At 47.2% G+C, this 15,847-nt stretch carries 4 tRNA genes and 8 rRNA genes; all 12 read right to left on the reverse strand.

From position 1 onward, the window contains the following. Window positions 1–59 precede the first annotated feature (59 nt). Window positions 60–174: ribosomal RNA gene (gene rrf / locus AK822_RS13915) — 5S ribosomal RNA — on the reverse strand. A 191-nt stretch (window positions 175–365) separates the two neighbouring features. Continuing rightward, window positions 366–3,227, reverse strand: a 23S ribosomal RNA gene (locus tag AK822_RS13920). 359 nt (window positions 3,228–3,586) lie between these two features. Further along, a tRNA-Ala gene (locus tag AK822_RS13925) sits at window positions 3,587–3,662 on the reverse strand. A gap of 9 nt (window positions 3,663–3,671) precedes the next feature. Next, window positions 3,672–3,748 (reverse strand) — tRNA-Ile (locus AK822_RS13930). Window positions 3,749–3,823: 75 nt separating this feature from the next. Then, window positions 3,824–5,362, reverse strand: a 16S ribosomal RNA gene (locus tag AK822_RS13935). Window positions 5,363–6,196: 834 nt separating this feature from the next. Further along, window positions 6,197–6,311 (reverse strand): 5S ribosomal RNA (gene rrf, locus AK822_RS13940). 191 nt (window positions 6,312–6,502) lie between these two features. Beyond that, window positions 6,503–9,364, reverse strand: a 23S ribosomal RNA gene (locus AK822_RS13945). Between the two features lie 359 nt (window positions 9,365–9,723). Next, window positions 9,724–9,799: transfer RNA gene (locus AK822_RS13950), tRNA-Ala, on the reverse strand. A 9-nt stretch (window positions 9,800–9,808) separates the two neighbouring features. Beyond that, window positions 9,809–9,885 (reverse strand) — tRNA-Ile (locus AK822_RS13955). Between the two features lie 75 nt (window positions 9,886–9,960). Continuing rightward, a 16S ribosomal RNA gene (locus AK822_RS13960) occupies window positions 9,961–11,499 on the reverse strand. 849 nt (window positions 11,500–12,348) lie between these two features. Further along, window positions 12,349–12,463, reverse strand: a 5S ribosomal RNA gene (gene rrf / locus AK822_RS13965). 191 nt (window positions 12,464–12,654) lie between these two features. Then, window positions 12,655–15,516, reverse strand: a 23S ribosomal RNA gene (locus AK822_RS13970). Together the 16S, 23S and 5S rRNA genes with 4 tRNA genes alongside form the textbook arrangement of a ribosomal RNA operon. Window positions 15,517–15,847 lie beyond the last annotated feature (331 nt).

Here is a 15,847-nt window from a genome sequence, read left to right on the forward strand (position 1 = left end):
TACACGCAAAGAAAACCCCCTTCTGCATAAGCAGAAGGGGGTTTTACTTTAGAATAGAGAGCTGACGATGACCTACTCTCACATGGACGAATCCACACTACCATTGGCGCAATGATGTTTCACTTCTGAGTTCGGGAAGGGATCAGGTGGTGCCATCATGCTATTGTCGTCAGCAAAGGGGGTTAGATATGAGTCTGTTATTTTTATTGTTTGACTATAAGTGTTTAGTTTATGGTCGATCAACTTGTAACCTAACTGAATCAAGGTTAAAGGTGATATCGAAATATTCTTTCTTTTATTCTATAAGCTTTCGCTTATACAAGATAGATTAATTAGAGCTTTCATACAAACCACTTGGGTGTTGTATGGTCAAGCCAAACGAGCAATTAGTACAGGTTAGCTACATGCATCGCTGCACTTCCACACCCTGCCTATCAACGTCGTAGTCTTCAACGGCTCTTTAGGGAAATCTAATCTTGAGGTGGGCTTCCCGCTTAGATGCTTTCAGCGGTTATCCCATCCGAACGTAGCTACCGGGCAATGCCACTGGCGTGACAACCCGAACACCAGAGGTTCGTCCACTCTGGTCCTCTCGTACTAGGAGCAGATCCTCTCAAATTTCCAACGCCCACGGTAGATAGGGACCGAACTGTCTCACGACGTTCTAAACCCAGCTCGCGTACCTCTTTAAATGGCGAACAGCCATACCCTTAGGACCTGCTTCAGCCCTAGGATGAGATGAGCCGACATCGAGGTGCCAAACACCGCCGTCGATATGAACTCTTGGGCGGTATCAGCCTGTTATCCCCAGAGTACCTTTTATCCGTTGAGCGATGGCCCTTCCATACAGAACCACCGGATCACTAAGACCTACTTTCGTACCTGCTCGACTTGTGGGTCTCGCAGTTAAGCGCGCTTTTGCCTTTATACTCTACGACCGATTTCCGACCGGTCTGAGCGCACCTTCGTACTCCTCCGTTACTCTTTAGGAGGAGACCGCCCCAGTCAAACTACCCACCATACATTGTCCTCGGTATTGTTATACCTGAGTTAGAACCCCAACATGACCAGGGTGGTATTTCAAGATTGGCTCCACCGAGACTAGCGTCTCGGCTTCAAAGCCTCCCACCTATCCTGCACAAGTCAGGTCAAAGTTCAATGTAAAGCTGTAGTAAAGGTTCACGGGGTCTTTCCGTCTAGCCGCGGGTACACAGCATCTTCACTGCGATTTCGATTTCACTGAGTCTCTGCTGGAGACAGCGCTGCCATCATTATGTCATTCGTGCAGGTCGGAACTTACCCGACAAGGAATTTCGCTACCTTAGGACCGTTATAGTTACGGCCGCCGTTTACTGGGGCTTCGATCAAGAGCTTCGCTTACGCTAACCCCATCAATTAACCTTCCAGCACCGGGCAGACATCACACCCTATACGTCCACTTTCGTGTTTGCAGAGTGCTGTGTTTTTAATAAACAGTTGCAGCAGCCTGGTATCTGCGACTGCCAACAGCTCAAGGAGCGTGTCCTATCACCATCAGCAGCGTACCTTCTCCCGAAGTTACGGTACCATTTTGCCTAGTTCCTTCAGCAGAGTTCTCTCAAGCGCCTTGGTATTCTCTACCTGATCACCTGTGTCGGTTTAGGGTACGATTCGTTTATAACTATTGCTTAGAAGCTTTTCCTGGAAGCATGGTATTTGCCACTTCACTGTACAAGTACAGCTTGCTATCAGATCTCAGCCATGTAACAACCCGGATTTACCTAAGTTGTAAGCCTACATCCTTTCACCTGGACAACCAACGCCAGGCTGACATAACCTTCTCCGTCCCTCCATCGCATTATAAACAAGTATCGGAATATTAACCGATTTCCCATCGACTACGCCTTTCGGCCTCGCCTTAGGGGTCGACTCACCCAGCCCCGATTAACGTTGGACTGGAACCCTTGATCTTCCGGCGTGCGAGCTTTTCACTCGCATTATCGTTACTCACGTCAGCATTCGCTCTTGTGATACCTCCAGCATGCCTTACGACACACCTTCACAGGCTTACACAACGCTCCCCTACCACTTGAAAACAAATTCAAATCCGCAGCTTCGGCTCCTAGTTTGAGCCCCGTTACATCTTCCGCGCGGGCCGACTCGACTAGTGAGCTATTACGCTTTCTTTAAAGGATGGCTGCTTCTAAGCCAACCTCCTAGCTGTCTATGCCTTCCCACCTCGTTTCCCACTTAACTAGGAATTTGGGGCCTTAGCTGGCGGTCTGGGTTGTTTCCCTCTCCACAATGGACGTTAGCACCCACTGTGTGTCTCCCGGATATCACTCATCGGTATTCGGAGTTTGCATCGGTTTGGTAAGTCGGTATGACCCCCTAGCCGAAACAGTGCTCTACCCCCAATGGTGTTCGTCCGAGGCGCTACCTAAATAGCTTTCGGGGAGAACCAGCTATCACCGAGTTTGATTAGCCTTTCACCCCTATCCACAAGTCATCCCCTGGCTTTTCAACGACAGTGGGTTCGGTCCTCCGGTGCCTGTTACGGCACTTTCAACCTGCTCATGGATAGATCACTCGGTTTCGGGTCTATACCCTGCAACTAAACGCCCTATTAAGACTCGGTTTCCCTACGGCTCCCCTAAACGGTTAACCTTGCTACAGAATATAAGTCGCTGACCCATTATACAAAAGGTACGCGGTCACCCTAATAAATTAAGGCTCCCACTGCTTGTACGCACACGGTTTCAGGTTCTATTTCACTCCCCTCACAGGGGTTCTTTTCGCCTTTCCCTCACGGTACTGGTTCACTATCGGTCAGTCAGGAGTATTTAGCCTTGGAGGATGGTCCCCCCATCTTCAAACAGGATTTCTCGTGCCCCGCTCTACTTAATATGTTAACGCTAATGTTTCGAATACAGGACTATCACCTACTACGGTCAGCTTTCCCACGCTGTTCTTCTACATTAGCATTAATCGGCTTCTCCCCGTTCGCTCGCCGCTACTAGGGGAATCTCATTTGATGTCTATTCCTAAGGGTACTGAGATGTTTCACTTCCCCTCGTTCGCTTCTTGTACAAGTACAAGATACCTACCTTATGGTAGGTGGGTTTCCCCATTCAGAAATCTCCGGATCACAGGATATTGCCGCCTCCCCGAAGCTTATCGCAGGCTGTCACGTCTTTCATCGCCTCTGACTGCCAAGGCATCCACCATGTGCGCTTCATTACTTGACCATACAACCCCAAGTAGTCTAACTTATAAATAAGTGTTGACTTCAAAGTGTCATAAGATCTAATTATGATAACGATATCACCTATGTTTATACGCTTGATTCAGTTCTCTTTACTTTTTTAATCACTCACCCCTGGGATAACAACTGATGTCGTTAAGAGGTGAGTGATTAAGGTTAAGAGGTGCGCGTGAACACGCTCCTCCTAACCCAGACTCATATCTATGTTTTTAAATAGTCTCTATGCTCTCGTCGAGTCACAGATTTCCGTATAAAACAGAAAGAAGTAATCGTGTCTTTATTCAAAGATAAATCACTTGTTTCTATTTATACTATTAGCACTTAAAGCTTATTCGTCTATAGTGGTGGAGCCAAACGGAGTCGAACCGTTGACCTCCTGCGTGCAAGGCAGGCGCTCTACCAACTGAGCTATGGCCCCATTATAAAATGGTGGGTCTAAGTGGACTTGAACCACTGACCCCCGCGTTATCAACACGGTGCTCTAACCAGCTGAGCTACAGACCCAATTACGCTTGTTAAAACGTAAGCTTAAACTAAAGAACAACTTGTTGTGAATTCTTGCTGACCGAATGCCATCTATAAGGAGGTGATCCAGCCGCAGGTTCCCCTACGGCTACCTTGTTACGACTTCACCCCAGTCATCAACCACACCGTGGTGAACGCTCCCCCGAAGGTTAAGCTATCCACTTCTGGTGCAATCAACTCCCATGGTGTGACGGGCGGTGTGTACAAGGCCCGGGAACGTATTCACCGCGGCATTCTGATCCGCGATTACTAGCGATTCCTACTTCATGGAGTCGAGTTGCAGACTCCAATCTGGACTACGATAGGCTTTTTGAGATTCGCATCACATCGCTGTGTAGCTGCCCTCTGTACCTACCATTGTAGCACGTGTGTAGCCCTGGTCGTAAGGGCCATGATGACTTGACGTCGTCCCCGCCTTCCTCCAGTTTGTCACTGGCAGTATCCTTAGAGTTCCCGGCTTAACCCGCTGGTAACTAAGGACAAGGGTTGCGCTCGTTGCGGGACTTAACCCAACATCTCACGACACGAGCTGACGACAGCCATGCAGCACCTGTATTCTAATTCCCGAAGGCACTCCCGCATCTCTGCAGGATTCTAGATATGTCAAGACCAGGTAAGGTTCTTCGCGTTGCATCGAATTAAACCACATGCTCCACCGCTTGTGCGGGCCCCCGTCAATTCATTTGAGTTTTAACCTTGCGGCCGTACTCCCCAGGCGGTCTACTTATTGCGTTAGCTGCGTCACTAAGTCCTCAAGGGACCCAACGACTAGTAGACATCGTTTACGGCGTGGACTACCAGGGTATCTAATCCTGTTTGCTACCCACGCTTTCGAGCCTCAGTGTCAGTATTATGCCAGAAGGCTGCCTTCGCCATCGGTATTCCTCCAGATCTCTACGCATTTCACCGCTACACCTGGAATTCTACCTTCCTCTCACATACTCTAGCTCTACAGTTTCAGATGCAGTTCCCAGGTTAAGCCCGGGGATTTCACATCTGACTTATAGAGCCACCTACGCTCCCTTTACGCCCAGTAATTCCGATTAACGCTTGCACCCTCTGTATTACCGCGGCTGCTGGCACAGAGTTAGCCGGTGCTTATTCTGCAGCTAATGTCATCGTCCATGGGTATTAACCATGGAGTCTTCTTCACTGCTTAAAGTGCTTTACAACCAAAAGGCCTTCTTCACACACGCGGCATGGCTGGATCAGGGTTTCCCCCATTGTCCAATATTCCCCACTGCTGCCTCCCGTAGGAGTCCGGGCCGTGTCTCAGTCCCGGTGTGGCTGATCATCCTCTCAGACCAGCTACAGATCGTCGCCATGGTAGGCCTTTACCCCACCATCTAGCTAATCCGACTTAGGCTCATCTAATAGCGAGAGCAGTAAACTGCCCCCTTTCTCCCGTAGGTCGTATGCGGTATTAATACGAGTTTCCCCGTGCTATCCCCCACTACTAGGTAGATTCCTAAGTATTACTCACCCGTCCGCCGCTCGTCAGCGAGAAGCAAGCTTCTCCTGTTACCGCTCGACTTGCATGTGTTAAGCCTGCCGCCAGCGTTCAATCTGAGCCATGATCAAACTCTTCAGTTTAATCTTGCTATGAAGCTCTTTAAAGAAGCTTCTAAACTTGGCTCATCTAATCTGGCAAAATCGCTAAAAATTATGTTCGTAATGAATTAACTTTGAGTTTTTCTGCTGTCTTAAATGATAATTTTTATAGTTAGAATGAACTCCGAAAAGGAGTTAAAACCAACTTTATTTTTTAGCATTCTGAATCAGCAAAAATCCACACAAGTTGTTCTTTAGTTATGCTTTTAAATAGTGCTCAATCACTGTCGTCCAGTAACTGATATATAGGGTAATTCTCTTGCTGTTTAGTCTCAAACCCTTTCAGGTCAAGCTATCTAGCGAGCCGACTATCTTATCATAATGATTTGATTTGTCAAGCTTTTTTATGTTTTGTCTTAGCTTGGTAATCTAAGTAATAAGTTGGTTAACTTACTGCTTAGCTTCCTTTGCTGTGGGGCGTATTATATAGAGTTTAAGGTGGGTGTCAACAGCTTTATCAGAGGTTTTTAGGTTTATTTGACAAGACTTTTAATAATGCATAGTTTTCAATGGGTTAGGGGGAAATAGGGATTCGATGTATTTGGGTTTAAACGCTGGAAATACCTGTAGATCTTATATTGAGTTGGCATTAGATGGGTTAATTACTTATTTGAAGCTAACTGTTCATTTAATTATTCTAAAATAAGGCTTATTTAATCAGCTGATAGGGTAATGATCGTTAAAAAACAGGTTCAAATCAATCCTAGTCTCTAAATTATTTATTAAGAAACTTGAAATCCAGCCTATTTTCTCAAACTACACGCAAAGAAAACCCCCTTCTGCATAAGCAGAAGGGGGTTTTACTTTAGAATAGAGAGCTGACGATGACCTACTCTCACATGGACGAATCCACACTACCATTGGCGCAATGATGTTTCACTTCTGAGTTCGGGAAGGGATCAGGTGGTGCCATCATGCTATTGTCGTCAGCAAAGGGGGTTAGATATGAGTCTGTTATTTTTATTGTTTGACTATAAGTGTTTAGTTTATGGTCGATCAACTTGTAACCTAACTGAATCAAGGTTAAAGGTGATATCGAAATATTCTTTCTTTTATTCTATAAGCTTTCGCTTATACAAGATAGATTAATTAGAGCTTTCATACAAACCACTTGGGTGTTGTATGGTCAAGCCAAACGAGCAATTAGTACAGGTTAGCTACATGCATCGCTGCACTTCCACACCCTGCCTATCAACGTCGTAGTCTTCAACGGCTCTTTAGGGAAATCTAATCTTGAGGTGGGCTTCCCGCTTAGATGCTTTCAGCGGTTATCCCATCCGAACGTAGCTACCGGGCAATGCCACTGGCGTGACAACCCGAACACCAGAGGTTCGTCCACTCTGGTCCTCTCGTACTAGGAGCAGATCCTCTCAAATTTCCAACGCCCACGGTAGATAGGGACCGAACTGTCTCACGACGTTCTAAACCCAGCTCGCGTACCTCTTTAAATGGCGAACAGCCATACCCTTAGGACCTGCTTCAGCCCTAGGATGAGATGAGCCGACATCGAGGTGCCAAACACCGCCGTCGATATGAACTCTTGGGCGGTATCAGCCTGTTATCCCCAGAGTACCTTTTATCCGTTGAGCGATGGCCCTTCCATACAGAACCACCGGATCACTAAGACCTACTTTCGTACCTGCTCGACTTGTGGGTCTCGCAGTTAAGCGCGCTTTTGCCTTTATACTCTACGACCGATTTCCGACCGGTCTGAGCGCACCTTCGTACTCCTCCGTTACTCTTTAGGAGGAGACCGCCCCAGTCAAACTACCCACCATACATTGTCCTCGGTATTGTTATACCTGAGTTAGAACCCCAACATGACCAGGGTGGTATTTCAAGATTGGCTCCACCGAGACTAGCGTCTCGGCTTCAAAGCCTCCCACCTATCCTGCACAAGTCAGGTCAAAGTTCAATGTAAAGCTGTAGTAAAGGTTCACGGGGTCTTTCCGTCTAGCCGCGGGTACACAGCATCTTCACTGCGATTTCGATTTCACTGAGTCTCTGCTGGAGACAGCGCTGCCATCATTATGTCATTCGTGCAGGTCGGAACTTACCCGACAAGGAATTTCGCTACCTTAGGACCGTTATAGTTACGGCCGCCGTTTACTGGGGCTTCGATCAAGAGCTTCGCTTACGCTAACCCCATCAATTAACCTTCCAGCACCGGGCAGACATCACACCCTATACGTCCACTTTCGTGTTTGCAGAGTGCTGTGTTTTTAATAAACAGTTGCAGCAGCCTGGTATCTGCGACTGCCAACAGCTCAAGGAGCGTGTCCTATCACCATCAGCAGCGTACCTTCTCCCGAAGTTACGGTACCATTTTGCCTAGTTCCTTCAGCAGAGTTCTCTCAAGCGCCTTGGTATTCTCTACCTGATCACCTGTGTCGGTTTAGGGTACGATTCGTTTATAACTATTGCTTAGAAGCTTTTCCTGGAAGCATGGTATTTGCCACTTCACTGTACAAGTACAGCTTGCTATCAGATCTCAGCCATGTAACAACCCGGATTTACCTAAGTTGTAAGCCTACATCCTTTCACCTGGACAACCAACGCCAGGCTGACATAACCTTCTCCGTCCCTCCATCGCATTATAAACAAGTATCGGAATATTAACCGATTTCCCATCGACTACGCCTTTCGGCCTCGCCTTAGGGGTCGACTCACCCAGCCCCGATTAACGTTGGACTGGAACCCTTGATCTTCCGGCGTGCGAGCTTTTCACTCGCATTATCGTTACTCACGTCAGCATTCGCTCTTGTGATACCTCCAGCATGCCTTACGACACACCTTCACAGGCTTACACAACGCTCCCCTACCACTTGAAAACAAATTCAAATCCGCAGCTTCGGCTCCTAGTTTGAGCCCCGTTACATCTTCCGCGCGGGCCGACTCGACTAGTGAGCTATTACGCTTTCTTTAAAGGATGGCTGCTTCTAAGCCAACCTCCTAGCTGTCTATGCCTTCCCACCTCGTTTCCCACTTAACTAGGAATTTGGGGCCTTAGCTGGCGGTCTGGGTTGTTTCCCTCTCCACAATGGACGTTAGCACCCACTGTGTGTCTCCCGGATATCACTCATCGGTATTCGGAGTTTGCATCGGTTTGGTAAGTCGGTATGACCCCCTAGCCGAAACAGTGCTCTACCCCCAATGGTGTTCGTCCGAGGCGCTACCTAAATAGCTTTCGGGGAGAACCAGCTATCACCGAGTTTGATTAGCCTTTCACCCCTATCCACAAGTCATCCCCTGGCTTTTCAACGACAGTGGGTTCGGTCCTCCGGTGCCTGTTACGGCACTTTCAACCTGCTCATGGATAGATCACTCGGTTTCGGGTCTATACCCTGCAACTAAACGCCCTATTAAGACTCGGTTTCCCTACGGCTCCCCTAAACGGTTAACCTTGCTACAGAATATAAGTCGCTGACCCATTATACAAAAGGTACGCGGTCACCCTAATAAATTAAGGCTCCCACTGCTTGTACGCACACGGTTTCAGGTTCTATTTCACTCCCCTCACAGGGGTTCTTTTCGCCTTTCCCTCACGGTACTGGTTCACTATCGGTCAGTCAGGAGTATTTAGCCTTGGAGGATGGTCCCCCCATCTTCAAACAGGATTTCTCGTGCCCCGCTCTACTTAATATGTTAACGCTAATGTTTCGAATACAGGACTATCACCTACTACGGTCAGCTTTCCCACGCTGTTCTTCTACATTAGCATTAATCGGCTTCTCCCCGTTCGCTCGCCGCTACTAGGGGAATCTCATTTGATGTCTATTCCTAAGGGTACTGAGATGTTTCACTTCCCCTCGTTCGCTTCTTGTACAAGTACAAGATACCTACCTTATGGTAGGTGGGTTTCCCCATTCAGAAATCTCCGGATCACAGGATATTGCCGCCTCCCCGAAGCTTATCGCAGGCTGTCACGTCTTTCATCGCCTCTGACTGCCAAGGCATCCACCATGTGCGCTTCATTACTTGACCATACAACCCCAAGTAGTCTAACTTATAAATAAGTGTTGACTTCAAAGTGTCATAAGATCTAATTATGATAACGATATCACCTATGTTTATACGCTTGATTCAGTTCTCTTTACTTTTTTAATCACTCACCCCTGGGATAACAACTGATGTCGTTAAGAGGTGAGTGATTAAGGTTAAGAGGTGCGCGTGAACACGCTCCTCCTAACCCAGACTCATATCTATGTTTTTAAATAGTCTCTATGCTCTCGTCGAGTCACAGATTTCCGTATAAAACAGAAAGAAGTAATCGTGTCTTTATTCAAAGATAAATCACTTGTTTCTATTTATACTATTAGCACTTAAAGCTTATTCGTCTATAGTGGTGGAGCCAAACGGAGTCGAACCGTTGACCTCCTGCGTGCAAGGCAGGCGCTCTACCAACTGAGCTATGGCCCCATTATAAAATGGTGGGTCTAAGTGGACTTGAACCACTGACCCCCGCGTTATCAACACGGTGCTCTAACCAGCTGAGCTACAGACCCAATTACGCTTGTTAAAACGTAAGCTTAAACTAAAGAACAACTTGTTGTGAATTCTTGCTGACCGAATGCCATCTATAAGGAGGTGATCCAGCCGCAGGTTCCCCTACGGCTACCTTGTTACGACTTCACCCCAGTCATCAACCACACCGTGGTGAACGCTCCCCCGAAGGTTAAGCTATCCACTTCTGGTGCAATCAACTCCCATGGTGTGACGGGCGGTGTGTACAAGGCCCGGGAACGTATTCACCGCGGCATTCTGATCCGCGATTACTAGCGATTCCTACTTCATGGAGTCGAGTTGCAGACTCCAATCTGGACTACGATAGGCTTTTTGAGATTCGCATCACATCGCTGTGTAGCTGCCCTCTGTACCTACCATTGTAGCACGTGTGTAGCCCTGGTCGTAAGGGCCATGATGACTTGACGTCGTCCCCGCCTTCCTCCAGTTTGTCACTGGCAGTATCCTTAGAGTTCCCGGCTTAACCCGCTGGTAACTAAGGACAAGGGTTGCGCTCGTTGCGGGACTTAACCCAACATCTCACGACACGAGCTGACGACAGCCATGCAGCACCTGTATTCTAATTCCCGAAGGCACTCCCGCATCTCTGCAGGATTCTAGATATGTCAAGACCAGGTAAGGTTCTTCGCGTTGCATCGAATTAAACCACATGCTCCACCGCTTGTGCGGGCCCCCGTCAATTCATTTGAGTTTTAACCTTGCGGCCGTACTCCCCAGGCGGTCTACTTATTGCGTTAGCTGCGTCACTAAGTCCTCAAGGGACCCAACGACTAGTAGACATCGTTTACGGCGTGGACTACCAGGGTATCTAATCCTGTTTGCTACCCACGCTTTCGAGCCTCAGTGTCAGTATTATGCCAGAAGGCTGCCTTCGCCATCGGTATTCCTCCAGATCTCTACGCATTTCACCGCTACACCTGGAATTCTACCTTCCTCTCACATACTCTAGCTCTACAGTTTCAGATGCAGTTCCCAGGTTAAGCCCGGGGATTTCACATCTGACTTATAGAGCCACCTACGCTCCCTTTACGCCCAGTAATTCCGATTAACGCTTGCACCCTCTGTATTACCGCGGCTGCTGGCACAGAGTTAGCCGGTGCTTATTCTGCAGCTAATGTCATCGTCCATGGGTATTAACCATGGAGTCTTCTTCACTGCTTAAAGTGCTTTACAACCAAAAGGCCTTCTTCACACACGCGGCATGGCTGGATCAGGGTTTCCCCCATTGTCCAATATTCCCCACTGCTGCCTCCCGTAGGAGTCCGGGCCGTGTCTCAGTCCCGGTGTGGCTGATCATCCTCTCAGACCAGCTACAGATCGTCGCCATGGTAGGCCTTTACCCCACCATCTAGCTAATCCGACTTAGGCTCATCTAATAGCGAGAGCAGTAAACTGCCCCCTTTCTCCCGTAGGTCGTATGCGGTATTAATACGAGTTTCCCCGTGCTATCCCCCACTACTAGGTAGATTCCTAAGTATTACTCACCCGTCCGCCGCTCGTCAGCGAGAAGCAAGCTTCTCCTGTTACCGCTCGACTTGCATGTGTTAAGCCTGCCGCCAGCGTTCAATCTGAGCCATGATCAAACTCTTCAGTTTAATCTTGCTATGAAGCTCTTTAAAGAAGCTTCTAAACTTGGCTCATCTAATCTGGCAAAATCGCTAAAAATTATGTTCGTAATGAATTAACTTTGAGTTTTTCTGCTGTCTTAAATGATAATTTTTATAGTTAGAATGAACTCCGAAAAGGAGTTAAAACCAACTTTATTTTTTAGCATTCTGAATCAGCAAAAATCCACACAAGTTGTTCTTTAGTTATGCTTTTAAATAGTGCTCAATCACTGTCGTCCAGTAACTGATATATAGGGTAATTCTCTTGCTGTTTAGTCTCAAACCCTTTCAGGTCAAGCTATCTAGCGAGCCGACTATCTTATCATAATGATTTGATTTGTCAAGCTTTTTTATGTTTTGTCTTAGCTTGGTAATCTAAGTAATAAGTTGGTTAACTTACTGCTTAGCTTCCTTTGCTGTGGGGCGTATTATATAGAGTTTAAGGTGGGTGTCAACAGCTTTATCAGAGGTTTTTAGGTTTATTTGATAAGACTTTTAATTGTGTATGGTTTTCAATGGGTTAGAGATAGTGGTTATCTGGATAGATTTGGCATTGAACGCTAAAGATTTCTCTAGGTCTTTTACTGAGATGAATTTGGGCTGCTTTAATACATTTATAAAGTCAAATATTTCTTGGAACGTGGTTTTATAGATATTATTTGATCCACTAAATAGGTGACGATCTTTAAAAAAGTGAAAGCAACAGAGTATTTAATCCATAGTTTCTAGTTTTTAACTCTTCAAGCCAATTTATAAATTAAGGTATTTCTAAAATACTCCCAAACAAAGAAAACCCCCTTCTGCATAAGCAGAAGGGGGTTTTACTTTAGAATAGAGAGCTGACGATGACCTACTCTCACATGGACGAATCCACACTACCATTGGCGCAATGATGTTTCACTTCTGAGTTCGGGAAGGGATCAGGTGGTGCCATCATGCTATTGTCGTCAGCAAAGGGGGTTAGATATGAGTCTGTTATTTTTATTGTTTGACTATAAGTGTTTAGTTTATGGTCGATCAACTTGTAACCTAACTGAATCAAGGTTAAAGGTGATATCGAAATATTCTTTCTTTTATTCTATAAGCTTTCGCTTATACAAGATAGATTAATTAGAGCTTTCATACAAACCACTTGGGTGTTGTATGGTCAAGCCAAACGAGCAATTAGTACAGGTTAGCTACATGCATCGCTGCACTTCCACACCCTGCCTATCAACGTCGTAGTCTTCAACGGCTCTTTAGGGAAATCTAATCTTGAGGTGGGCTTCCCGCTTAGATGCTTTCAGCGGTTATCCCATCCGAACGTAGCTACCGGGCAATGCCACTGGCGTGACAACCCGAACACCAGAGGTTCGTCCACTCTGGTCCTCTCGTACTAGGAGCAGATCCTCTCAAATTTCCAACGCCCACGGTAGATAGGGACCGAACTGTCTCACGACGTTCTAAACCCAGCTCGCGTACCTCTTTAAATGGCGAACAGCCATACCCTTAGGACCTGCTTCAGCCCTAGGATGAGATGAGCCGACATCGAGGTGCCAAACACCGCCGTCGATATGAACTCTTGGGCGGTATCAGCCTGTTATCCCCAGAGTACCTTTTATCCGTTGAGCGATGGCCCTTCCATACAGAACCACCGGATCACTAAGACCTACTTTCGTACCTGCTCGACTTGTGGGTCTCGCAGTTAAGCGCGCTTTTGCCTTTATACTCTACGACCGATTTCCGACCGGTCTGAGCGCACCTTCGTACTCCTCCGTTACTCTTTAGGAGGAGACCGCCCCAGTCAAACTACCCACCATACATTGTCCTCGGTATTGTTATACCTGAGTTAGAACCCCAACATGACCAGGGTGGTATTTCAAGATTGGCTCCACCGAGACTAGCGTCTCGGCTTCAAAGCCTCCCACCTATCCTGCACAAGTCAGGTCAAAGTTCAATGTAAAGCTGTAGTAAAGGTTCACGGGGTCTTTCCGTCTAGCCGCGGGTACACAGCATCTTCACTGCGATTTCGATTTCACTGAGTCTCTGCTGGAGACAGCGCTGCCATCATTATGTCATTCGTGCAGGTCGGAACTTACCCGACAAGGAATTTCGCTACCTTAGGACCGTTATAGTTACGGCCGCCGTTTACTGGGGCTTCGATCAAGAGCTTCGCTTACGCTAACCCCATCAATTAACCTTCCAGCACCGGGCAGACATCACACCCTATACGTCCACTTTCGTGTTTGCAGAGTGCTGTGTTTTTAATAAACAGTTGCAGCAGCCTGGTATCTGCGACTGCCAACAGCTCAAGGAGCGTGTCCTATCACCATCAGCAGCGTACCTTCTCCCGAAGTTACGGTACCATTTTGCCTAGTTCCTTCAGCAGAGTTCTCTCAAGCGCCTTGGTATTCTCTACCTGATCACCTGTGTCGGTTTAGGGTACGATTCGTTTATAACTATTGCTTAGAAGCTTTTCCTGGAAGCATGGTATTTGCCACTTCACTGTACAAGTACAGCTTGCTATCAGATCTCAGCCATGTAACAACCCGGATTTACCTAAGTTGTAAGCCTACATCCTTTCACCTGGACAACCAACGCCAGGCTGACATAACCTTCTCCGTCCCTCCATCGCATTATAAACAAGTATCGGAATATTAACCGATTTCCCATCGACTACGCCTTTCGGCCTCGCCTTAGGGGTCGACTCACCCAGCCCCGATTAACGTTGGACTGGAACCCTTGATCTTCCGGCGTGCGAGCTTTTCACTCGCATTATCGTTACTCACGTCAGCATTCGCTCTTGTGATACCTCCAGCATGCCTTACGACACACCTTCACAGGCTTACACAACGCTCCCCTACCACTTGAAAACAAATTCAAATCCGCAGCTTCGGCTCCTAGTTTGAGCCCCGTTACATCTTCCGCGCGGGCCGACTCGACTAGTGAGCTATTACGCTTTCTTTAAAGGATGGCTGCTTCTAAGCCAACCTCCTAGCTGTCTATGCCTTCCCACCTCGTTTCCCACTTAACTAGGAATTTGGGGCCTTAGCTGGCGGTCTGGGTTGTTTCCCTCTCCACAATGGACGTTAGCACCCACTGTGTGTCTCCCGGATATCACTCATCGGTATTCGGAGTTTGCATCGGTTTGGTAAGTCGGTATGACCCCCTAGCCGAAACAGTGCTCTACCCCCAATGGTGTTCGTCCGAGGCGCTACCTAAATAGCTTTCGGGGAGAACCAGCTATCACCGAGTTTGATTAGCCTTTCACCCCTATCCACAAGTCATCCCCTGGCTTTTCAACGACAGTGGGTTCGGTCCTCCGGTGCCTGTTACGGCACTTTCAACCTGCTCATGGATAGATCACTCGGTTTCGGGTCTATACCCTGCAACTAAACGCCCTATTAAGACTCGGTTTCCCTACGGCTCCCCTAAACGGTTAACCTTGCTACAGAATATAAGTCGCTGACCCATTATACAAAAGGTACGCGGTCACCCTAATAAATTAAGGCTCCCACTGCTTGTACGCACACGGTTTCAGGTTCTATTTCACTCCCCTCACAGGGGTTCTTTTCGCCTTTCCCTCACGGTACTGGTTCACTATCGGTCAGTCAGGAGTATTTAGCCTTGGAGGATGGTCCCCCCATCTTCAAACAGGATTTCTCGTGCCCCGCTCTACTTAATATGTTAACGCTAATGTTTCGAATACAGGACTATCACCTACTACGGTCAGCTTTCCCACGCTGTTCTTCTACATTAGCATTAATCGGCTTCTCCCCGTTCGCTCGCCGCTACTAGGGGAATCTCATTTGATGTCTATTCCTAAGGGTACTGAGATGTTTCACTTCCCCTCGTTCGCTTCTTGTACAAGTACAAGATACCTACCTTATGGTAGGTGGGTTTCCCCATTCAGAAATCTCCGGATCACAGGATATTGCCGCCTCCCCGAAGCTTATCGCAGGCTGTCACGTCTTTCATCGCCTCTGACTGCCAAGGCATCCACCATGTGCGCTTCATTACTTGACCATACAACCCCAAGTAGTCTAACTTATAAATAAGTGTTGACTTCAAAGTGTCATAAGATCTAATTATGATAACGATATCACCTATGTTTATACGCTTGATTCAGTTCTCTTTACTTTTTTAATCACTCACCCCTGGGATAACAACTGATGTCGTTAAGAGGTGAGTGATTAAGGTTAAGAGGTGCGCGTGAACACGCTCCTCCTAACCCAGACTCATATCTATGTTTTTAAATAGTCTCTATGCTCTCGTCGAGTCACAGATTTCCGTATAAAACAGAAAGAAGTAATCGTGTCTTTATTCAAAGATAAATCACTTGTTTCTATTTATACTA

Origin of the sequence: Psychrobacter sp. P11F6 (assembly GCF_001435295.1) — a bacterium.
Classification (GTDB): domain Bacteria; phylum Pseudomonadota; class Gammaproteobacteria; order Pseudomonadales; family Moraxellaceae; genus Psychrobacter.